At 40.5% G+C, this 19,778-nt stretch carries 25 protein-coding genes; 23 read left to right on the top strand and 2 right to left on the bottom strand.

What is annotated here, in order from left to right; all coding sequences use genetic code 11:
* Window positions 1–72 precede the first annotated feature (72 nt).
* The 3 genes from BLP92_RS07120 to BLP92_RS07110 all read left to right on the top strand — a co-directional run bounded on the left by BLP92_RS07120 (window position 73) and on the right by BLP92_RS07110 (window position 4,190).
* A complete protein-coding gene (locus tag BLP92_RS07120; RefSeq protein WP_090842015.1) occupies window positions 73–453 on the top strand; it encodes an OsmC family protein in 381 nt (126 codons plus the stop codon).
* A 146-nt stretch (window positions 454–599) separates the two neighbouring features.
* Window positions 600–1,907 carry an MATE family efflux transporter gene (locus tag BLP92_RS07115; protein WP_425284437.1) on the top strand — a complete coding sequence of 436 codons (1,308 nt, stop codon included), beginning with the start codon at window positions 600–602 and terminating at the stop codon, window positions 1,905–1,907.
* 93 nt (window positions 1,908–2,000) lie between these two features.
* A complete protein-coding gene (locus BLP92_RS07110) occupies window positions 2,001–4,190 on the top strand; it encodes a tetratricopeptide repeat protein (protein ID WP_090842011.1) in 2,190 nt (729 codons plus the stop codon).
* A 261-nt stretch (window positions 4,191–4,451) separates the two neighbouring features.
* On the opposite strand, the gene yfkAB is transcribed toward BLP92_RS07110, so the two are convergent.
* Window positions 4,452–5,570 (bottom strand): radical SAM/CxCxxxxC motif protein YfkAB, encoded by a 1,119-nt coding sequence (yfkAB, locus tag BLP92_RS07105; RefSeq protein WP_090842009.1) that lies wholly within the window; start codon window positions 5,568–5,570, stop codon window positions 4,452–4,454.
* 131 nt (window positions 5,571–5,701) lie between these two features.
* Here yfkAB and BLP92_RS17985 point away from each other — a divergent pair, with 131 nt between their 5' ends.
* The 5 genes from BLP92_RS17985 to rlmD all read left to right on the top strand — a co-directional run bounded on the left by BLP92_RS17985 (window position 5,702) and on the right by rlmD (window position 8,859).
* Window positions 5,702–5,878, top strand: coding sequence for an SE1561 family protein (locus tag BLP92_RS17985; protein WP_090842007.1), 177 nt, complete (start codon window positions 5,702–5,704; stop codon window positions 5,876–5,878).
* A gap of 17 nt (window positions 5,879–5,895) precedes the next feature.
* Window positions 5,896–6,513, top strand: coding sequence for a histidine phosphatase family protein (locus BLP92_RS07095; RefSeq protein WP_175444206.1), 618 nt, complete (start codon window positions 5,896–5,898; stop codon window positions 6,511–6,513).
* Between the two features lie 79 nt (window positions 6,514–6,592).
* Window positions 6,593–6,985 (top strand): hypothetical protein, encoded by a 393-nt coding sequence (locus BLP92_RS18180; protein ID WP_244516708.1) that lies wholly within the window; start codon window positions 6,593–6,595, stop codon window positions 6,983–6,985.
* Window positions 6,986–6,987: 2 nt separating this feature from the next.
* Window positions 6,988–7,473, top strand: a complete 486-nt coding sequence (locus BLP92_RS18175; RefSeq protein WP_244516706.1) for a DNA-3-methyladenine glycosylase family protein — start codon at window positions 6,988–6,990, stop codon at window positions 7,471–7,473.
* Between the two features lie 3 nt (window positions 7,474–7,476).
* Window positions 7,477–8,859 carry a 23S rRNA (uracil(1939)-C(5))-methyltransferase RlmD gene (gene rlmD, locus BLP92_RS07085; protein WP_090842004.1) on the top strand — a complete coding sequence of 461 codons (1,383 nt, stop codon included), beginning with the start codon at window positions 7,477–7,479 and terminating at the stop codon, window positions 8,857–8,859.
* Window positions 8,860–9,530: 671 nt separating this feature from the next.
* Here the strand turns inward: rlmD and BLP92_RS07075 are convergent.
* A complete protein-coding gene (locus BLP92_RS07075) occupies window positions 9,531–10,067 on the bottom strand; it encodes a CueP family metal-binding protein (RefSeq protein WP_090842000.1) in 537 nt (178 codons plus the stop codon).
* A gap of 352 nt (window positions 10,068–10,419) precedes the next feature.
* Between BLP92_RS07075 and BLP92_RS07070 the strand changes: the two genes are divergently transcribed.
* From BLP92_RS07070 to BLP92_RS07000, 15 genes are all read left to right on the top strand, one after another.
* Window positions 10,420–10,905, top strand: a complete 486-nt coding sequence (locus BLP92_RS07070; RefSeq protein ID WP_090841998.1) for a hypothetical protein — start codon at window positions 10,420–10,422, stop codon at window positions 10,903–10,905.
* Window positions 10,906–10,935: 30 nt separating this feature from the next.
* Window positions 10,936–11,751, top strand: a complete 816-nt coding sequence (locus BLP92_RS17875) for a YtxH domain-containing protein (RefSeq protein ID WP_139148930.1) — start codon at window positions 10,936–10,938, stop codon at window positions 11,749–11,751.
* Between the two features lie 38 nt (window positions 11,752–11,789).
* On the top strand, window positions 11,790–12,179 hold the full coding sequence (gvpU, locus tag BLP92_RS07060; RefSeq protein ID WP_090841995.1) for a gas vesicle accessory protein GvpU: 390 nt from the start codon (window positions 11,790–11,792) through the stop codon (window positions 12,177–12,179).
* A 19-nt stretch (window positions 12,180–12,198) separates the two neighbouring features.
* Window positions 12,199–12,675: a hypothetical protein gene (locus tag BLP92_RS07055; protein WP_090841993.1), complete on the top strand. Its 477-nt coding sequence runs from the start codon at window positions 12,199–12,201 to the stop codon at window positions 12,673–12,675.
* Between the two features lie 24 nt (window positions 12,676–12,699).
* Entirely contained in the window at window positions 12,700–12,963 is a 264-nt protein-coding gene (gvpA, locus tag BLP92_RS07050) for a gas vesicle structural protein GvpA (protein ID WP_090841991.1), read from the top strand.
* 87 nt (window positions 12,964–13,050) lie between these two features.
* Complete coding sequence (gvpO, locus tag BLP92_RS07045) at window positions 13,051–13,326, top strand: gas vesicle protein GvpO (RefSeq protein WP_090841989.1); 276 nt, start codon at window positions 13,051–13,053, stop codon at window positions 13,324–13,326.
* 5 nt (window positions 13,327–13,331) lie between these two features.
* Window positions 13,332–14,372 carry a gas vesicle protein GvpN gene (gvpN, locus tag BLP92_RS07040; protein ID WP_090841987.1) on the top strand — a complete coding sequence of 347 codons (1,041 nt, stop codon included), beginning with the start codon at window positions 13,332–13,334 and terminating at the stop codon, window positions 14,370–14,372.
* Between the two features lie 23 nt (window positions 14,373–14,395).
* Entirely contained in the window at window positions 14,396–15,142 is a 747-nt protein-coding gene (locus BLP92_RS07035) for a GvpL/GvpF family gas vesicle protein (RefSeq protein ID WP_090841985.1), read from the top strand.
* Entirely contained in the window at window positions 15,139–15,378 is a 240-nt protein-coding gene (locus tag BLP92_RS07030) for a gas vesicle protein GvpG (protein ID WP_090841983.1), read from the top strand. The genes BLP92_RS07035 and BLP92_RS07030 overlap by 4 nt, the downstream gene beginning before the upstream one ends.
* A gap of 13 nt (window positions 15,379–15,391) precedes the next feature.
* On the top strand, window positions 15,392–16,213 hold the full coding sequence (locus BLP92_RS07025; RefSeq protein ID WP_175444205.1) for a GvpL/GvpF family gas vesicle protein: 822 nt from the start codon (window positions 15,392–15,394) through the stop codon (window positions 16,211–16,213).
* A 15-nt stretch (window positions 16,214–16,228) separates the two neighbouring features.
* On the top strand, window positions 16,229–16,456 hold the full coding sequence (locus BLP92_RS07020) for a gas vesicle protein (RefSeq protein WP_090841979.1): 228 nt from the start codon (window positions 16,229–16,231) through the stop codon (window positions 16,454–16,456).
* A complete protein-coding gene (locus tag BLP92_RS07015; protein WP_090841977.1) occupies window positions 16,456–16,749 on the top strand; it encodes a gas vesicle protein K in 294 nt (97 codons plus the stop codon). The genes BLP92_RS07020 and BLP92_RS07015 overlap by 1 nt, the downstream gene beginning before the upstream one ends.
* A 29-nt stretch (window positions 16,750–16,778) precedes the next feature.
* Window positions 16,779–17,117 carry a gas vesicle protein gene (locus BLP92_RS07010; RefSeq protein WP_175444221.1) on the top strand — a complete coding sequence of 113 codons (339 nt, stop codon included), beginning with the start codon at window positions 16,779–16,781 and terminating at the stop codon, window positions 17,115–17,117.
* 617 nt (window positions 17,118–17,734) lie between these two features.
* A complete protein-coding gene (locus BLP92_RS07005; RefSeq protein WP_090841972.1) occupies window positions 17,735–18,781 on the top strand; it encodes an ABC transporter ATP-binding protein in 1,047 nt (348 codons plus the stop codon).
* A complete protein-coding gene (locus tag BLP92_RS07000; protein WP_090841970.1) occupies window positions 18,744–19,763 on the top strand; it encodes an ABC transporter ATP-binding protein in 1,020 nt (339 codons plus the stop codon). Before BLP92_RS07005 ends, BLP92_RS07000 begins: the two co-directional genes overlap by 38 nt.
* Window positions 19,764–19,778: the final 15 nt, after the last annotated feature.

Here is a 19,778-nt window from a genome sequence, read left to right as displayed (position 1 = left end):
AATGTTTTACGTGACGCAAGCTCGTGAAATGAGTAAAATAAGAGATGGATACGTAATTGAGGAGGTAACAATATGGAATTCACCTGGAAAGGCGATTACTTCGAAACGGAATTTGAATATGGAACGTTACGGATCAGCGGTCAGGAAGAACATGGCTTTCGTCCGTTTCAATTAATGGTTACATCCATAGCTGTATGCAGTGCATCAGTGCTGCGTCAGGTGATGGAGAAACAGAGAATGAATGTAAAAGACATCAGGGTTAACGCAGATGTTACACGTGATGAAAAAAAAGCGAACCGCATCAGTGCAATAGCTCTGCATTATATTATTGAAGGTGAAGCTCTTAAAGAGCAAAAAGTAGAAAAGGCAGTCGCTCTTGCTGCAAAGAATTGTCCTATGGCGCAGACAGTAGAAGGAGTCGTAACAATAACTGAAACTTTTGAATTGAAATAATTACGAAAGCTGTTTTGACTCTCCGGCGAGCGGGAAGCAGTACAGCTTTTTTTCAACAAAAGCAGCACCTATTATTTATAGATATAGCATCAGAAAGGCTGGAAATCATGGCTGGCAGACAATATGACTTTACAGAAGGAAGTATTATGAAGAAAATGATTTTATTTTCTTCACCCATTTTTTTAACAAATATTCTGCAGACTTCCTATCAAGTCATTGATTCTCTCTGGGTGGGAAATCTGCTTGGTCCCAGTGCGCTTGGCGCCACTGCTATTTCCGGTACAGTTATCTTTACGATTCTGGCTTTTATTATAGGGATAAATACATCAGCACTTACGGTTCTTTCCCAATACAAGGGAGCTGCGGATAATCAAGGACTGAAACGTGCATTAAATGCTTTTGTAGTGATTTTAGGGGCGCTTGCATTAGTTCTTGGAATAATAGGATTTGTTATTGCTGAAAGAGTGCTCGCATTTATGGGAACACCGGAGGAAATTTTACCGCTGGCCGTAACTTACTTAAGAATTAACTTTGTCGGTATTTTATTTTTGTTTGGCTATAATTTTATTGCTACCGTATTAAGAGCTTTGGGAGACAGTAAAACACCGGTGAGATTCGTCCTGCTGGCCGTAATTTTAAATGCGATTTTAGATCCTATTTTTATCGCTTACTTAGATTTAGGCATTGCCGGTGCGGCTTATGCCACAGTAGTATCACAGGGAACTGCATTTATTTACGGGCTGATTTATTCAATCACCAAAGGCGGCGTCCCTTTTTCGTTTCCCTTTATTCCGGCAAAAGAACAGGCAGCAAGGATTTTTAAGCTGGGTCTTCCAGCCGGATTATCGATGATGGTAATATCTGGAGGAGTACTTGCAATTATGACGGTAGTTACAAGTTTTGGTGAGGAAGTAGTAGCCGGATTTGGAGCTGCACAAAGACTTGACAGCCTTATTATGATCCCGGCCCTTACGCTCGGTTCTGCAATAAACAGTATGGCAGGGCAGAATATTGGAGCAGATAAATGGGAGCGGGTAAGTGATATTACGAAAAGCGGTCTTATTTTAATTGCTGTAGTATCATTATCTATCAGTACCATCGTATTTTTTAGTGCCGAATGGGCAGTTTCTTTGTTTGTACAGGACACAGAGACCATTGCTTTTGGTACAATGTATGTGAAGACAGTTGCATTTTTTTATCCCTTTTTAGGTATTAATTTTGTTGTGAATGGTGTTGTTAGAGCAGCAGGAGCAATGTTTCAGGTTTTTGTACTTAATATTATCTCTTTCTGGATTTTAAGATTCCCGCTGACATACTTTGCAGCGTCTCTATTTGGCGAAGCTGGAATAGGTATAGGAATGGGGGCGTCCTTAGTACTTAGTTCTCTTATTGCTGTGGGATATTACCGCCTCGGAAAATGGAAAGAAATAAATATTATGGAGAAAACAAAATAATGAAACAATCACTATCAGAATAACGACTGAAAGTACGAATGAGCTTGAGCAGATACTGATAAATCAGAAACTGACTCTATGGAGGGATAACGCATGGATAAATTAGAAGCGCTGGTTCGGAAAACGTATTACAAACAAGTAGTGGAAGAACCATACCAGCAATTTCCTGTAAAGCATTTAGGTGAGCTGATTGCTGAAACAAAAGAAGAGGAAGAACCTGATTTAATAGCAGATATCCGCTATGCCCAAGGGGAAGTATACTATCATCATCAAGACCTCGAAGCCGCTGTATTTAAATGGGAGCTTGTGAAAGGATCTCTGAAATCCTGGGCTGAAAAGAATATTGGAGACGCCTATTATGACAATGGATGGATGGAAAAAGCGAAAGAAAAATACCTTGCAGTAAATACGGAGGAGAGTGTGTTAAAAAGCGAAGTCGCTTTACAGCTTCTTTCTATTTACGCAGAAGAGAAAAACCAGGCGAAGGTTTATGAATACTTAACGGAAGCTTTAAACATAGATCCTGACTACCCGGGAGTATCAGAGCTCGCCAGAACAATCTATGAAGATAATAAAGACTGGAATAAAGCTGTGGATCTCGCGGTAAAAGAGGCTGAAAGAACAGAAGATCTGACGTGGTACCGTCATCTTCTCCGCTATGTTTCTGCCGGATATACAAATTCTTTCACTCCAGAATACTTTGAAAAACCTGCAAGAGACGTAGTGGAAAAAGATCAATCTTTATTCCAGGAATTAATGGCAGCATGGACTGCTGCATATCGTGACACAGATAATTATTTGTATTGGGTCGGGACTATGAATTCCATTTTTGCGACTATTGAACTGTCAAGACATCCTGATTGGGAAACAATGGCCGCGCTTCACCACGATATTTACAATGATTTAACAGATGCAAGGTATCTGGAAGAAGAGATGGAACCTGTGATGCCTGAATTACTGCGTCACTGGGAAATGCTTTCCAATGGACAGAGTGCAGTACTTGCTGTTGCAGCCCAGGCAGCCTGGGAAGAAGTATTTCCTGAAAAAGAATCTGTATTGATGAGCCCTCCCGGCGCATCTTCCCAGGATGCATCACTCGCTGTAGAAGAAATGCTCCGTCTGCTTGAATCCATCGTAGCCTGGGTGGAAACAGAAGACATTGATCCTGAAGAAACAACGGATAAACTTCGACAGGAGCTTTCAGGAAGTGCAGGACTCTCCTCTATGCTTGATCAGCGGGATGGACTGACTTTCGACAGAGTAAAGTGGCTGGAATCCATTCGTACAAATGAACTTCAGGCAGAAAGAATCGCAGAAAATTTATCTCGGGCGATAAGCAATTTATTAGGCTTGCTGCTGGAACAGCAGAAAACTGTAGAATTTTCACTGGAGGATTCTATCCAGTTTTATGAAGAAATGCTCAGCAGATTCAAAGGACTTCGTGCAACACTGAGTGATACGCGGTCTGAAAAGCAGGAGAATATCCTTGAAACTTATCTAAAGATGAAACAAATGCAGAAAGAGCAGTTTGAATCGAATGTACCTTCGTTAATTAAAGCTACGGAAGATGTATTGAATGACGAAGAAAAGTCTGCAAAGAACCTTCACGAGGAATTAAACGTAGCTATGAATACACGTCTTCGGGCATATGTCGATGAACAGCTTTTCCCTATTTTCAGAAAATCGTTACAGCAGTGGCTGCGTAATACAGAAGCTGAATTACAAGTGACGCAGGACTATTTGAATGAAATGAACGAAAGCTTAAATGGAATGATTGGGGAAGAGAAGCTGCATTTACAGCTTGATTTTGAACTGATTCACGATTGGAAAAGGGATCTCACACGAATGATTAACAGAACAGAGTTACCCGAAGAAAATATCATGTCCCGTCTGGAGCCAAAACAACTGCTGCTGCGAAATGTCGGCAAATACTTTGGAGACATGCAGCAGAGTAAATCATTTTTACTGCAGCAGTATAAAAGGTATCTGGAAAACGATGATTTTCAGGATGTCGCAGAAACGCTTTCCTACAAGCTTTTCTTTGAGTTTGATTTATTTGAAAGAGCGATCCGTGCAGATGTAGACACAGCTTTCGCCGATATCATTGAACATATCGAAGCAGTAATGGCAGAATATGAAGAGCAGTTGCAGCTCACTAAAGAAGAGCTCGCAAAACTTCAGGCGCACCCTGAATACTTCTATGATCCGTTAAAGATTTTTGATATGCGTCATAAGCAGTGTGAGCGTCTGCTGGGAGATGATAAACAAGCAAAACTTTCTTAGCCAGAGGTGGTTTGGAAGGTGATGATGAAAACCAATTAAAATATCTAAAGTAACATTCAAAAACGCTGACTAGTTTTAGTCAGCGTTTTCAGCGTGTTTAAATAGTAAGAAATTTTGTATGTTTTTGATTTGCTGTGTATAGGTTTCCTCCGCTTTCCGGCAAAAGTTATGGAGAAGCTCTTTAGCATACTTGGATTGGCTGCGCGGAACCCTGCTTATTTCCTGGCGATAGCTGAAGAATTTCTCTGTGGCAGGCTTCCCTTATTTACTAATTTTCGCAGCACGGGAAAGAAAATCAACTGTTGGATAATATGCATTTTTCACCAAAAGGTTAGGTCCAAGACATTCTACTGCCGGACAGTGGCAGGAAAGCGATTGGGAAGTGGAAGTCTGCTGCCACTGTTCAAAAGCTTCGGGAAGAGACTTTTCGTAGATAGAACCGAGATTCCCATCAGCATGAAAATCAGTAACATGTATGGAACCGTCAAATATATTTACATTTAATCTTGATCTGCCATCCGGGTCGTTCCTGATTGTGACATTTTTAGTTTGATAGAGACGTTCCAATAATGAAAGGTCATCTTCATTGCTGCTGCAGGCGTAAAAAGGAAGCGTTCCGAAAAGCATCCAGATATCCTCCCTGCGATAATTTAGCAGCCGATGAATTCCAGCGCGAATTTCTTCCAGGGAAGCTGTTTCAAGATGACTCGCAAATGAAGTGGGGTACATTGGGTGAATCTCGTGGCGTTGACACCCCATATCTATAATCTGCTGGTGAATTGCTTCCAGATGAGGGAGCGTTCGCTTATTCAGCATAGTCTCCGCTGAAATTAAGACTCCTCTCTCACTTAAGTGACGGCTGTTTTCTATCATGCGGTGAAAATACTTTTCGCGCATTTCTTTTGCTGGCTTTTTCTCCATTACCGCAAAGCCTATATCAGCAAAATCTTCCACACTGCCATAGTTGTGAGATATATGCAGGACATCAAGATAGGGGAGTATTAATTCATACCGCTTTAAAGGCATAGTTAAATTAGAGTTTATCTGCGTTTTTGCTCCTCTTTCGTATGCATATTTCAAGAGAGGGACTACGTATTCCTTCACGGATTTCACTGACAGCATCGGCTCTCCACCGGTGATACTCAGCGCGCGCAGCTGAGGTATCTTATCCAGACTCTCTAAAAGATCGCTTAAAGGAAGTGCTTCGGGGTCTTTTGTCTGCAGTGAATATCCTACGGCGCAGTGTTCACATCTCATATTGCATAAATTTGTTGTAGTAAACTCAACATTCGTTAAAGTTGGAGTACCAAATTCCATCTGGTCCAAGTAGGCTTCCCAGGGATCATTAGATGGAATAAGGTTTGTTTTTAATTTATTCATTATTTCAATCAAATCCTTTCATAACGTACTTATCATAGCAGGAAAAATGATTAGATAACAGTCCCTCCCGTTGCCTTCCTGAAGGAATCTGTTACAATTGGGAGTTGGAAAGACTTGAAAGGAGCAATGATATGGAAAATGATAAGCAAGTAAAACTGCAAACACTTCATGAAAGAATGGAAACACTAGTAAATGTACTTGATACACTCGATCCTGAACAAACAAAGGTCGAAGATATAGACCGCATTATTAATATGCTCGATGAACTGGAAGCGCAGTGCCAGCAGTATCGTCAGCAATACGAATAAATGAAGGAGGAGCGATCTTGACTACCCTGTATCTTATAAGACACGGACAATCTGAAGCGAATGTAAAACATATCATTCAGGGGCAGAGCGAGTATCCTCTTACAAATCTCGGCATCCGGCAGGCGGAACTTGCAGCGAGGTCTCTGCAGTATATTCATTTTGATAAAGTGTATTCCAGTGACTTGAACAGAGCATTTCGTACTGCAGAAATTATAGCCGATCCTTTGAAGATGAAGCCGCAGGGAATGGAAGAACTGAGGGAGGTTTTTCTGGGGCCGCTGGAAAATAAGCCGCGTGGAGATATACTGGCAGAGTATCCCGAGCTGCAGCACCGAAGTTTTGTAACTTCCGGTATTCCGGGAACTGAAACCTTTGATGCTATATCAGCAAGGTGTTTGAAACTCATGAGACACTGGCATGAAAATCATGAAGGGGAAACAATACTTGCTGTTTCGCATGGTGGATTTATCAGTATTTTTTTGATGTACCTTATTGCTGGAGACGGCTGGCATCAGTGGAACCGTATCTTCAATATAGATAATACAGGTATTACCAAAGTATTTTTTGATGAGATGGGGCAGGCAAAAATTCATTTTACGAATAATACTGCTCACATCCAGGAACATATGCAATAATGAAAGTCATCGAGAGGCGTCCCAGAAATTTACCGGGGTGCCTCTTTTAAAAGACATAAGCCGGGGAGGTGAAGTATAAATGAAGCGTACGTTAACAATTCCAGGGCCGTATAATTTTAAGCAGGCATTAATCAGGCTGTCCATGGATCCGCTGCTTCAGATAGACTTGAAGAAGCAAATGATGACAGTCCCGCTATGGCTGAATGAATCTCCAATTACTGTACAACTTCAGCAGATTGGCACGGTGGACACTCCTGAATTTATTATTACTTTTCCCCGGGAAGCTGCAGAAGAACAAGTAATCAAACAGCTTTCCCATCTTTTTCACTGGAATATTAATTTAGGAGAAGTAGCTGTACATTTTGAAGACACGGAACTGGACTCTATATTTAAAAGATTCAGGGGGCTTCCTTTTGTATCAGATTCTCAGCTGTATGGAAGTTTGATGAAACAATTATCCATCAGCAGCTGAATATGAAATTTGCTTATACGCTCACTTCCCGGTTTGTACAGACTTTCGGCTTTCAAAAAGAGGGAGCTTGGTTTTATCCTTCTCCAGCGCAGACGGCTGATCTTCATGTAGATAACCTAAGAGCATTACAGTTCAGCGGAAGGAAAGCTGAATACATTATTGATACTTCAAAAATAATAGCAGAAGGTACGTTGGATTTAGCTTCTTTATATAAATTAACGAATGAAGAAATCATAAGTGATCTTATTCAAATTCGCGGAGTTGGCAGATGGACTGCGGAAAATTTTTTGATGTTTGGCATGGGGAGGCTTGATTTACTTCCGATCCAGGATATTGGAATTCTAAATGCTGTTAAAAAGCTTAAATCTGCGCAGGCGAAGCCAGCGCCGGAAATCTTAGCCGGCATGGGAGAGCAATGGAAGCCTTACCGTACTTATGCTTCTCTTTATCTTTGGGAGAGTCTCCAGCTAAAAAATGAAAAGAGGTAGAATATGAGTAAAAGTAATCAAGTTACGATAACGAAGGGACAGAAATTCCCACTGACTATTAAACGATTAGGTATTGATGGAGAGGGAGTAGGATTTTTCAAAAGACAGGTAGTTTTTGTTCCAGGAGCTCTTCCGGGAGAAGAAATCGTTTGTGAAGCAGAGAAGGTTTCCACAAAATTTGCTACTGGAAAAATTGTGAAGATACGAAAAAAATCTCCGGACCGAACTACTCCACCCTGTCCAGTTTATGAAGAATGCGGTGGCTGTCAGCTCCAGCATTTAACATATGAAGGACAGCTTCGTGAAAAAAAAGATATTGTGCGGCAGGCATTTGAACGCTATACAAAAATCCCCTTGGAAAAAGTGAAATTTCCCGAAACGATTGGCATGGAAGATCCATGGCGTTATCGAAACAAAGCGCAGATGCAGGCTGGGCTTGCAAAGGATCGGGTAATAGCAGGTCTTTATGCAAGAGGCAGCAACCGTTTGTTAAATATCGATGAATGTATTGTGCAGCATCCCCAGACGGACAAGGTCACGAACGAAGTTAAAGAAATAGCTGCCAGTCTGCAGATTCCTATCTATAAGCCGAATAAAAATAAAGGTTTTTTAAGAACTATTGTTACAAGAGTAGCGTTTGAAACAAATGAATATCAGCTTGTACTTGTTACAGCAGAGAGAGAATTCCCCAAAAAAGATTTGTTTATTGAAGAAGTCCGTAAACGTCTGCCGGACGTAACGTCAATTGTACAGAATATAAACCCGGATAAAACACCGGTAATCTTTGGAGAAGAAACTATAGTACTTGATGGGAAAGAAAAAATTCACGAAAAAATGGATGGCATATCTTTTGATTTATCTGCACGTGCCTTTTTTCAGCTGAATCCGGAGCAAACTAAAAAATTATACGATGCAGCTAAAAAAGCAGCGCAGCTCAGCGGCAAAGAAAAAGTAATTGATGCTTACTGTGGAGTAGGAACGATTGGACTCTGGGTAGCGGACAAAGCAAAAGAAATACGAGGAATGGATATTGTCCCAGCAGCAATAGATGATGCAAAGGCGAACGCAATTAGAAATGAAGCATCAAATCTACATTATGAAACAGGCCGGGCAGAAGATGTGATTCCTAAATGGGAACAGGAAGGCTGGAAGGCAGACGTTGTAATAGTGGATCCTCCACGCACTGGTTTAGACGCAAAGCTGCTATACACTTTAAAAAGATCCAAGCCGAGACGAATTGTTTACGTTTCCTGCAACCCTTCTACACTTGCAAAAAATGTCACTGAGCTGGCGGAAGCTGGTTATAAGCTTGTACGGCTGCAGCCGGTAGATATGTTTCCGCAGACGGCCCAGGTAGAAGCAGTAGCAACGTTGATAAGGAAGTAATCATCAAACTCAGCTCTTATCAGGCTGTTGAAATATTTTTTTGTAAAAGTATACGCTTGTATGCTTTGCCTTCGAAAGTCCGCTTTCCGGAGGGAACTCTCTCCGCTAACCTGCCTTCTAAAAAAAGAGTATGGCTTCACGCAGCCAATGCACTGGAAAGCGAAAAGCTCTTTCCAGTGCTTTCAAGATCATTGGCTGGTTTCGCACATGCTTACTATATCTTCCCAGTAAGACCGCCTGGGAAGATGTAAGAATCGTTCTTCATCCTCCAGAAGTCGACCTTCTGGCCCTGCAGCATAATTAAAGGAGACCATGGTTTTTATACGAAACCGCAGAGATGCGAACACTTTTTCTTCGGAAATAACTTCTCTCCAAGCATGAGGGAAGCCAGCCAGGGTTTTGCATCCATCTCGTATGCTTTTTCCGAGATGGATGTGGCTGCGCGGACCCATGCTCTTCTTATTTTGTTCTATCCGGCAGACATTGCAAATAGCTGAAGGCTGGCCGGAAAGCGGAGGAGAACCCATACACAGCAAATCATAAATATATAAAATTTCTCACTTTATAAACACTCTGAAAAAAGCAGGAAGCGCTTTTCAGCTTCCTGCTTTTATTAATCAGAATACTTATAAGTTCGTATTAAACATGGAAAGAATTCGAGGTTTTCCTTTTTAACGTAACTGCATATCTGTAATGCAAGTATTATCTCCCTCGAAAGTAGATATTTCTTTTTTAACGGTTTTTCCTTTATGTTCAATAGTAACTTCGAAAATTTTATCACGGGGAAGCCATAAATCTATAAATCCATTAGACAATGATTGAATATCTTTTTCGAGAATAGTGCTTCCATCCATATCAATAACCGAAAGATAAAAATCCTCTTCCTGCATTTCTCCCTCACACCCGGTCAGGCTGTGAATTTCACAAGGATGGGTTTCATTAAGATAGGGAGCAATAGAAACGAAAAAATCTTCTTCACTTAAATCATAATGTGTACCCTCATTTTTATCATCCTTCACAACTAATTCATGAGAATCTATAGAAGCAGAATGGGCAGCTGCAGTACCTGCATTTATATCATTTACCAGAGATTGAATCTCATCCGTACTGGATATTTCTGCAGAATAACTGTCCCCCGTTGTCACATACCAATATCCTCCGAATAAAGCCATCACTAATAAGAGTCCGGATATTACTTTCATTTTCATAAAGTTAGCTCCTGTCTATAATGAGTTTTACTTTGAAAATGTTCGCTTACAAATATGACTGTGAATATATGATTATTACGGAAAGCCATCTCTTTAGTTTAGGTCCTTCTACATTCGAAGACATCTAAAAGTGAAAACATTCACAAAGTATATAATTATTTTATCATAAAAATGTAAATTTATAAAAGTTGAAGTTTAATTGTATAAAAATGAAATTGTTAGTTTATTTTAATTCCATCGGGGCTAAAGATTATGTAATAAATACTTATTATGTATAAAGAGGTTTTCCACATTAACAATTAGGTAATAGTACAAAGTAATTGCAGAGTTATTTACAAAGAGGAGGATTTACATGAGCGCAGAAGAAAAATCCGAACAGAAAGTCGATAAAAGCTATGTGATGGCAGGCTCTCTAATCGGAGCAGGTCTCGGCTTTATCAGCAGCAGTGATGCAGCTAAGTCTGCTATAAAAAAAGCAGGGCAGTCTGAGGTGGCAAAGTCTGTAGGCTTTCAGCTTAGGCGCACAGTACAGGACCTTGTAATTGAACAAGTTTCGTCCAACTTTAAGAATTCAATTTCTTCTTATCTTGACTCCAAGGGAGCTTCCATTCCGGATGAAATACTGGAAAAAGGAAAACAATCATTGTTAAACAAAGTGCAGGGCAGTAATGCCGAACAGAGCAGTGAAGATGAATCAGCAGAACAGGAAGACGATCAGCAGGAATCCTCATCAGATGAAGAAAGCGAAGCTCAAAGCAAAGAAAATCAAGAATTAAACGAACGTATGGACAGATTGGAAGAGATGATATCCAAACTGGTAGATTCTTCAGATAAATAATATAGAAATAGCAGAAGGAGGTCATGAATCATGGCAGAAAAGAAAAAGAAGCAGCAAGAGGAAAAGCAGCAGGAAGAAAAACAGGAAAAGAAGCAGAGTAAAAAAGGTGAAGAGCAGGAAAACCAGGAAGAGGGAGAGGAAGGATCACAGGGACCTGGTACTATTAAGTCTACTGTGATGGGTGCAGTAATCGGGGGTGCAGCCGGTTATTACTTTAACCCGCAGAACCGCGAGAAATTAATGAGTAAATTCACCGATATGGATACAGATGGCTGGAAAGAAAAAAGCGCTTCTTTAGCTGAAAAACTAAAAGATAAAGCGTCTACGCAGGGCTCTTCTTTAAAAGATTCCATGAAGGACTCCATGAGAAATCTTCTCGGCGGAAGCAGTTCCGATGATGAGGATGAGGAGGAAGAAGAGCAGGAAGAAGGCGAAGAAGAAGAAGACGAAGATGAAGAAGAACCGGAATACAGCGGTAAAGAAGAGGAAGAAGAAGGCGAAGAAGAGGAATCTGAAGAAGAAAGCGAAGAGAAACCGGATGAAGAAAAGGATGAAATGAAGGAACGCATGGACCGTTTGGAAAAACAGCTTGAAAAGTTAATTTCCGCACAATCAGGCGGCGGTGAAGAAGAGGAAGAAGAAGGCGAAGAAGAGGAATCCGAGGAGGAAGAATCTGAAGAGGAGGAATCCGAGGAAGAGGAGTCCGAATCTGAAGAAGGAGAGGAATCTGAGGAAGAAGAGTCTGAATCTGAAGAGGAAGAGGAAGAGGAAGAAGAAGAATCTTCTGGAAATGAAACAGAAGTAGAAGGTAAAGGCGGTTCTAAAAAGAAGTCTTCTAAAAAATAATTTATCTACTATATGACTTGTAAAAAGGAGTCGACATTATGGCTGGATCAAACAAAGAAAAAGACGTAATTTTACAACTCATGATTGAATCAGTAAACGAACATGAAGATTATGAAATCCCAATTACTCTTAACGTGCATGGGACCTTGGTAAGTGGAAACCTGGTTTCTGCAGAATACTACTTTCAAGAACTGATGGAAGCTTTTTCCGAAGATAATGACGCTGATAAGCAGATTTACGACAAGCTGGAAAAGGCTACTCACCATCTTGAATCCGGAGAAGAACCAGGGATTAATTACGTGCACATGAAAGAAGCAAAGATGTTTGATGAAAGCGGCACAGCTATTCCATCCAAAGGTAATGTACTGTGGCGCGGAAAAATGAAAGAAGTCGATGGCTTTTTTATCGGTAAAGTTAAAGAATCCTAACGTAAAAGGAGGGATTTGAATGGCAGAGGAAGAAGATGACAGTTCACTTGCCGAAGATGCAGTAGATAAAATAAAAGACACTGCGGAATCCGTGAAAGAAGGAACGCAGGATAAAGCAGAAGATGTTGCTGAAAATTTAGCTGATGAATTTCCGAAAGCAAAAAGCGCAGCCGCAGCGGTAGCTGCAGGCAAGAATGTCTATGACAAAGTCGAGAAGGTGCAGGATGTGAAAGAAGAATTCAAAGAAAAATTCTCTGACGTAGGCGACAAGCTGGAAGAAACAAAAGAAAAATTTCAGGACAAAGCTTCTGAGGCAAAAGAAGAACTTCAGAATCAGGCAGGAAATGCGAAGGAAGAATTGAAGGATAATGCATTCACCAATCTAGGGGATTCATCCGAAGACGACGGAATAAAAACTGCAGCAGACATCAAAGGATACTCTGGCGTAAAGGGGGCCAGCAGTATTAAGGGCGTCTCGTATATTAAAAAACCCTAAAAAAATTTAAAGGAGAGATTTATAATGGCTATTCAGAAGAGTACAGATACATCAAGTCTTGCAGAAGTAATCGACCGAATTCTAGATAAGGGTATTGTAATAGACCTTTATGTAAGAGTTTCACTGGTAGGTATTGAATTAATTACGATTGAAGCAAGAATTGTAATCGCAAGTGTGGATACTTGGCTGCGATATGCAGAAGCTGTTGGTCTGCTGCGTGATGAGGTCCAGGGAGAAATTGATGAGGATCTATCTACAGGTGGAAGAGAGCAATTAAATTTCGCCTAAATAGATAATAATTCAGGGGCAGAGGAGATTCGCATAAGCTGCCCCTGTCTTTTTGTAACTTTTAAACTCAGAAAGGATGACAGCATTATGAAAACAGAAGAGTTAATGAATACAGTGAGAGATTATTTTGAGGAGCATCTTTCTCCAGTTCATCGTTTTACTTCAATTGTGAAAAAAGAAAATGAATGGGAATTGGGAGTAGAAGTAATTGAAGAAAAAGAATACATGAAGAGATACGGCCGGGATCAGCTGATAGGAAGCTACTCAGTTCACGTAGATGAAGATGGAGACGTAACTTCTTTTGAACGGATTGCTCTCCGTCAGCGTACATCTACTGACTTTCAACAGGAAGCTGAGGTATAAACGATATGAGTCCGCAGAAGCAAGTATCCAGCAGAAGAAGAGCCACCAAGCGTGACACGGCAGTGAAAAGTGCACCGCAGAAATCAATGGGCACAAAGCAGAAAACAGTAAAGTCTACTGAAAAATCAAATACTCAGGCGAAAGACAATTCAAAAAAAGAAAATGCGGAACCGAAGAAGCAGTATGTGGAAACGGATGAAACAAACTCTTTAATTGAAAGAGCTGTGCGTGTTTTATCCACAGGTTATCCAGTGCACCTTACAGGAAAATCAGGTGCTGGTAAAACAGCTCTAGCCATGGAAATTGCAAAAAGGCGTGAACGGCCGGTAAGTGTAATAACAGGTAATCATGAGATGTCCAATGAAGACCTGCTGGGCGGTATTACTGGTCTTACGAGTACAAAGCTGGTTGATAATTTTATCAGCACTGTATATAAAAAAGAAGTAAACATTAAAGAAGACTGGACACCAGGAAGACTGGTTGAAGCAGCAGAAAAAGGACATACACTCATATATGATGAGTTTTCAAGATCCCGTCCTGAAACAAACAACCTTTTCCTTTCAATCCTGGAAGAAAGGGTTATTCCGCTTTATGGGACGAAACAGAAGCAATCTCAGGTACAGGTACATCCTGAGTTCAATATTATCTTTACTTCCAACCCTATAGAATACGCCGGGATTTTTGAAAAACAGGATGCACTTATGGACCGCCTTATTACAATGGAAGTAGCATTTACACAAAAAACTACAGAAGCCATTATTCAGCATACAGCTGATATTCGTCATAAAGATGCGCGGTATATATGGAGTATTTTAAAGAAACTGGAAAGTGAAGTAGGAGATGCAAAAGAACTGTTAAGTATTCGTTCCGCCTTAATGATTGCAACAATTTCGAAAAAAGCTGAAATTGAGATTGATAAAGAAAATAATGACTTTGTGCAGGTGTGCCAGGATGTACTGAGCGGAGAAGTCATTCGGTTTGAAGGTGCTGACACTTTTCAACGAGCATCGCATCTGGTAAGAAGTGCAGTCAAGGATGCTGATTAAAACAGGTAGGGGGGCTATTTACCGTGGGTTATTATTTATTCGCTGTAATTCCGGACGCTGTAAATAAAAAATTTAAAGACGTGGAATTAGATGGAGAAAAGTGTAAGGTTATTACAGTTCCTTATAAGGATATGGCGGCAGTAGCTGCAAAGGCTCCCATTAAAATTTATGAGCCAAGCAGAAAAAATGCGAAAGCACACCAGGATGCCGTCAGTAATATTATGAAAGAGCATACTGTAATTCCGGTGAGTTTCGGGAATATAGTGGAATCAGAAAAAGATGTGGAAATATTTATGAAGCAGCTTTATCCCAACTTTAAAATAATTTTCCCGAAGATTGCAAACAAATTTGAGGTAGGGTTAAAACTGGTTGGTAAAAAGAAATGGATGCAGGAACAGGCACAGAATAATCCAAAGCTGAAGCAGATGCAGCAGAGCATTGAGGATAAGTCAAAAGCTTCTTCTTATTATGATCGTCTTGCAATCGGGGAGGCTTCCAAAGATTTTGTAGGAGCTATCCACCTGCAGTTTGAAAAAGAAGTATTTCAACCGTTGGCTAAAATTGCCAATGCAGCTAAATCAAATGAAGTAGTAAATGAGCGGATGCTTCTCAATGCAGCATTTCTTCTTGAAAAAGATAAAGAAGAGGAATTTGATTTAAAGGTAAATGAAATTTATGAAAAATGGAAGGACCATATTGATTTTACTTACACGGGACCCTGGCCGGCATACAACTTTATTGATCTTAAAGTGAAAGCAGGTGCAACATGATTCTTAAACTTTTCACGTGGCCGATCGATGGCATTCGTTACGTAGGTGAAAAAGTGAAAGAAGAAGTGGACAAGGAATTTTTTGATTTGGAAGTAATTCAAAAAAAACTGGTACATTTACAAATGATGTATGAGCTTGGGGACATCACAGAAGAAATGTATGATAAAGAAGAAGAAGTATTGCTGCAGCGATATAGAATTGCGAAGCAGGCGGAAATGGAGAACCAGGAAGGTTAGGGGGACTCTTTTGGTGGGACGATATTTATATGTTTACGGATTTCTGCCTCCGATCAATCAGGACGAGCAGCCGGAACTGAAAGGAATATTGGAAAATGAAAACGTAAAATTTCATGAAATTGAAGGAGTAACAGCTGTTTGCACTCCTGTAGATTCGCAAAATTTTTCTGAAGAGAATTTACAGCACAGCGCAGAAAATATGGAGTGGTTAAAAGATCACGCCTTTCATCATCATGAAGTAGTAAATGAATTATCTCGTTTATTCAGGATTATTCCGCTTTCTTTTGGAACTGTATACGAATCTATGCAAAGCTTGGAAGAAGTTCTGCGAAATAAGCAAAAAGAAATAAAACAGCTTTTTGATTATCTGGCAGATAAAGAAGAATGGAGCTTAAAGGTATACGCTGACCGCCATACTTTTGATGCCGCTTTCACCCAGGATGCTCCACTGGTGAAAGAACGAAGAAGAGAAATCGAACAGATGCCCAGAGGAAAGCAATTTTTCGCATTAAAAAATATGGACAGCTGGCTGCAGGAAAAAACAGAAAGACAGCTGGAATATTTATGTTCGGAGCTTCACCAGTCTCTTCTACCGCTTACAAGTGACCACGAAAAGAAAAAACTGTGGGAGAAAAAGCTGAGCGGCAGAAAAGATGAAATGGTATGGAACAGTGTATATTTATTTAAAGACGGTCAAGCGGCAGAAGAAGCATTAGTGCACATACGTGAGTTCCAAAAGCGAGCGGAAAGAGAATATAAAGGATTGACTGTAGAAGCTTCAGGGCCATGGCCAAGTTATCATTTTGCTAAACTGCAGCATTCTGGTGCGGAATAATAAGGGGAGATTAATATGCCGCGTGAATTAAATAAAGATCAGGAAGTTGTACTGCTGGATGTGCTGGATGCAGTGTTGGAAAAAGGTGTTGTTCTGCGAGGGGATATTATGATATCCATAGCGGATATTGATCTGGTGTATTTAGATCTCCGCATTTTATTAACTTCTGTCGAAACTTTGATTGAAAGTAAAGAAAAGAGTATGGAAGAAAAAGAAGCCATTGTGGAAGGAGAGGAACAATAATGGAAAAATCTTCACAGCTGCTTAATAACCCGAGCAACGTGTCACTCGATCCAGATAAAGTGCAGGAAGGTCTTGCAGAACTGGTGCTGACAGTAATTGAGCTGCTGAGACAGCTGGTAGAACGGCAGGCGATGCGCAGAGTAGAGAACGGATCTCTTACAGATGAAGAAGAGGAAAAGCTGGGTGAAGCATTGTATAATCTGGAAGAAAAAATGGAAGAAATGAAAGAATATTTTGGTCTCACAGCAGAAGATCTTAATATTGATCTCGGCCCATTGGGCAATTTGCTGTAATCTTAGGGAGGTTTTTATAGATGGGTGAGATGGATCAAGTGAAATATTCAGACGAAGTGAAACACTCCACGAATCAAAACAGTCTTGTGGAGGTTTTGGAAGTAGTACTGGATAAAGGTGTAGTTATTGCTGGAGATATTTCGATAAGCTTAGCTGATGTTGAACTGATTACAATAAGAATAAGGTTATTAATAGCTTCTGTAGATAAAGCAAAGGAAATGGGAATAGACTGGTGGGAAACGGATCCTTACTACTCTTCCAAAGCACGGAATATAGAAATGGAAAATGAGAATCAGGAACTGCATGAAAAAATCGAAAGACTGGAAGAGCGATTAAATGAAACTGCAGAAACGAAAGAAGAAAAATAATAAGCCCGAGAAGTAAACGCATTTTCAAGAAGATATTTCTTGAAAATGCGTTTTTAAATTTTATTAAATGGATAGTACGGAGCGTGTTATTTAAAGACAGAATACCCACTGCGGCTCTTCGGCATTCCAGCAGAGAAATCCTTCAGCAAGTCCTCCATCTTTCGTTATCAGGGTTCCGTGCAAGCTTAGTATTTTGCTTAAATAAATAGCTTCCATTGATCCTGAACAAGGATTTAAACGGATGATTATCATTAAATACTGTGCCTGTTCATCCGCAGAACGGCCATTTTATGAAATGGGGATAAGTCTTCGCTGAAGCAATAATTTCACAAAATACACTATCTCAGCATAATTCATACAAAAAATTAAAACTATACAATTTTTAATGTGATATAATCAGCTATATTTCTTGAAACCTTGATATGACAGGGGTTAATTAAATCCATGTAAGCATATCAAGATACATGTTGTTACATAATTTTATAAAATTTTGAAAATAATAATTGATTATTTTGTCCTAATGTAGTAATTTTATTTTTATAGATATAATTTTTCGAAAATTATAAATTTACAAACAGAATACATATTTGTCATGTCGACATACTAGGGGGAGAGACATGAGTAAACCAGTACTGGAAGTGAACGGCTTACAGACCCACTTCTTTACAGACAGAGGAGAGATTCCTGCTGTAGACGATGTGAGCTTCCATATTCAACAGGGGGAAGTACTCGGTGTAGTTGGGGAATCGGGCTGCGGCAAAAGCGTGACTTCTTTATCAATTATGGGGCTTGTACCAGATCCGCCCGGTAAAATTGTAGGGGGAGAAATTCTCTACAGAAGTGAAGGAAAAGAAACGAATGAAGAGAACTTAGTTGAACTGAGCAAAAAAAGAATGAGACAGATCAGAGGAAATCGAATTTCGATGATTTTTCAGGAACCGATGACTTCACTGGATCCTCTTTTTAAAATTGGATTTCAAATTACGGAAGGCCTTCGGAATCACAGTAATATTTCGAAAAAAGAAGCCCACAGAAAAGCGGTGGAAATGCTTACTTTAGTAGGAATACCCAGGCCTGAAGAAGTTGTGAATGAATATCCTCATCAGCTTTCCGGAGGCATGCGGCAGAGGGTAATGATTGCTATAGCCATGTCAAGCGATCCGGAAGTGCTAATCGCAGATGAACCAACTACCGCCCTGGACGTTACAATACAGGCGCAGATTTTAGAATTGATGCAGAACTTAAATAAAGAAAAGGGTACTGCAATTCTGTTAATCACGCATGATCTCGGAGTGGTCGCAGAAGTTTGTCAGCGGGTTGTAGTAATGTATGCAGGGAAAGTAGTGGAGCAAGGGTCCGTTCGTACGATCCTGAAGAATCCAAAACATCCTTATACCCAGGGGTTAATTAAATCACTTCCAAAGCTTTCAGAACGTGACACACGTCTTTATTCAATTCCGGGGAATGTACCAAAACCAGGTTCTATAAAAAATGGCTGCCGTTTTGCCGCTAGGTGTCCTGCAGTGTTTGACAGGTGCCTGGTCGAAAATCCTGAACTTCTCCAGTTGGAAGATGAGCATTTATGCCGCTGCTTCTTATACGATAATAAGGAAGGAGGCGGTAAAAATGGCGAAACAGCCCTTACTGGAAGTCAAAGGCCTTAAAAAGTTTTTTCCTATAAAAGGTGGAATTCTTGCAAAACAGGTTGGGGAAGTAAAAGCAGTAAACGACGTTTCTTTCGATGTGTACGAAGGTGAAGTTCTGGGAATTGTTGGAGAATCCGGCTGTGGAAAATCCACTACAGGTAAAGCGCTGCTCCGGTTAATAGAACCAACGGCGGGCGAAGTGATTTTTGATGGTAAAGATGTCACTAAGATGAGTACAGAGGAAATGCGCGTAATGCGGAGGCATATGCAGATTATTTTTCAGGATCCCTATGCTTCCCTGAATCCTCGTCATAAAATTGAAAAAATTCTTGGAGAACCGCTTTTGGTTCACGGGGTAGGGACGAAAGAAGAACGCAGAAAAAAGGTGGAAGAGATTCTGGAAATAGTAGGACTTCCAGGAGAGCATGCTTCACGCTACCCTCATCAATTCAGCGGTGGCCAGCGACAGCGGATTGGCATCGCAAGAGCATTGATTGTAAGGCCCCGGCTTATTGTTTGTGATGAGCCGGTATCGGCGCTCGATGTATCAATACAAGCGCAGATTTTGAATTTGATGGAAGACCTGCAGGAACAGTTTGGACTCACTTATATATTTATTGCGCATGATTTGAGCGTTGTAAAACACATAAGCCATCGTATTGGGGTGATGTACCTCGGTAAAATGGTAGAGCTTACTACTAATGAGAATCTTTATAAGGAACCGCTTCACCCTTATACCCAGTCACTCATGTCAGCCGTACCGGAACCGGATCCGGATAAAAAGAAAGAGCGTACTATCTTAAAAGGAGACGTTCCGAGTCCGTCTAATCCTCCATCCGGCTGTCCGTTTCATACAAGATGTCCGGCAGTTATGGATATGTGTAAAACCGTAGTGCCCGAATTCCGGGAAATTAAAGTTAACCACTTTGCTGCATGCCACCTGTATGACGAAGAGTCAACGCAGGAGCAGACAGCAGATTATCATTTGCAGCAAAATTAACAATATTAAAAGGGG

Origin of the sequence: Alkalicoccus daliensis (genome assembly GCF_900103955.1) — a bacterium.
GTDB classification, from domain to species: domain Bacteria; phylum Bacillota; class Bacilli; order Bacillales; family Salisediminibacteriaceae; genus Alkalicoccus; species Alkalicoccus daliensis.
Note: the sequence above shows the minus strand (reverse complement) of the source record. Positions and strands in the feature narration are given on the sequence as shown.

What these genes read in the sequence shown, in the direction of transcription:
- rlmD (WP_090842004.1), top strand. Translation starts at nt 7,477, where the DNA reads ATGAGTAAAAGTAATCAAGTTACGATAACGAAGGGACAGAAATTCCCA.
- gvpA (WP_090841991.1), top strand. Translation starts at nt 12,700, where the DNA reads ATGGCTATTCAGAAGAGTACAGATACATCAAGTCTTGCAGAAGTAATC.
- BLP92_RS18175 (WP_244516706.1), top strand. Translation starts at nt 6,988, where the DNA reads ATGAAATTTGCTTATACGCTCACTTCCCGGTTTGTACAGACTTTCGGC.
- BLP92_RS17875 (WP_139148930.1), top strand. Translation starts at nt 10,936, where the DNA reads ATGGCAGAAAAGAAAAAGAAGCAGCAAGAGGAAAAGCAGCAGGAAGAA.
- BLP92_RS07005 (WP_090841972.1), top strand. Translation starts at nt 17,735, where the DNA reads ATGAGTAAACCAGTACTGGAAGTGAACGGCTTACAGACCCACTTCTTT.
- BLP92_RS07115 (WP_425284437.1), top strand. Translation starts at nt 600, where the DNA reads ATGAAGAAAATGATTTTATTTTCTTCACCCATTTTTTTAACAAATATT.
- gvpO (WP_090841989.1), top strand. Translation starts at nt 13,051, where the DNA reads ATGAAAACAGAAGAGTTAATGAATACAGTGAGAGATTATTTTGAGGAG.
- BLP92_RS07070 (WP_090841998.1), top strand. Translation starts at nt 10,420, where the DNA reads ATGAGCGCAGAAGAAAAATCCGAACAGAAAGTCGATAAAAGCTATGTG.
- BLP92_RS07030 (WP_090841983.1), top strand. Translation starts at nt 15,139, where the DNA reads ATGATTCTTAAACTTTTCACGTGGCCGATCGATGGCATTCGTTACGTA.
- gvpN (WP_090841987.1), top strand. Translation starts at nt 13,332, where the DNA reads ATGAGTCCGCAGAAGCAAGTATCCAGCAGAAGAAGAGCCACCAAGCGT.
- BLP92_RS07120 (WP_090842015.1), top strand. Translation starts at nt 73, where the DNA reads ATGGAATTCACCTGGAAAGGCGATTACTTCGAAACGGAATTTGAATAT.
- BLP92_RS07010 (WP_175444221.1), top strand. Translation starts at nt 16,779, where the DNA reads ATGGATCAAGTGAAATATTCAGACGAAGTGAAACACTCCACGAATCAA.
- BLP92_RS07055 (WP_090841993.1), top strand. Translation starts at nt 12,199, where the DNA reads ATGGCAGAGGAAGAAGATGACAGTTCACTTGCCGAAGATGCAGTAGAT.
- yfkAB (WP_090842009.1), bottom strand. Translation starts at nt 5,570, where the DNA reads ATGAATAAATTAAAAACAAACCTTATTCCATCTAATGATCCCTGGGAA.
- BLP92_RS07020 (WP_090841979.1), top strand. Translation starts at nt 16,229, where the DNA reads ATGCCGCGTGAATTAAATAAAGATCAGGAAGTTGTACTGCTGGATGTG.
- BLP92_RS07015 (WP_090841977.1), top strand. Translation starts at nt 16,456, where the DNA reads ATGGAAAAATCTTCACAGCTGCTTAATAACCCGAGCAACGTGTCACTC.
- gvpU (WP_090841995.1), top strand. Translation starts at nt 11,790, where the DNA reads ATGGCTGGATCAAACAAAGAAAAAGACGTAATTTTACAACTCATGATT.
- BLP92_RS07075 (WP_090842000.1), bottom strand. Translation starts at nt 10,067, where the DNA reads ATGAAAATGAAAGTAATATCCGGACTCTTATTAGTGATGGCTTTATTC.
- BLP92_RS07110 (WP_090842011.1), top strand. Translation starts at nt 2,001, where the DNA reads ATGGATAAATTAGAAGCGCTGGTTCGGAAAACGTATTACAAACAAGTA.
- BLP92_RS07000 (WP_090841970.1), top strand. Translation starts at nt 18,744, where the DNA reads ATGGCGAAACAGCCCTTACTGGAAGTCAAAGGCCTTAAAAAGTTTTTT.
- BLP92_RS18180 (WP_244516708.1), top strand. Translation starts at nt 6,593, where the DNA reads ATGAAGCGTACGTTAACAATTCCAGGGCCGTATAATTTTAAGCAGGCA.
- BLP92_RS17985 (WP_090842007.1), top strand. Translation starts at nt 5,702, where the DNA reads ATGGAAAATGATAAGCAAGTAAAACTGCAAACACTTCATGAAAGAATG.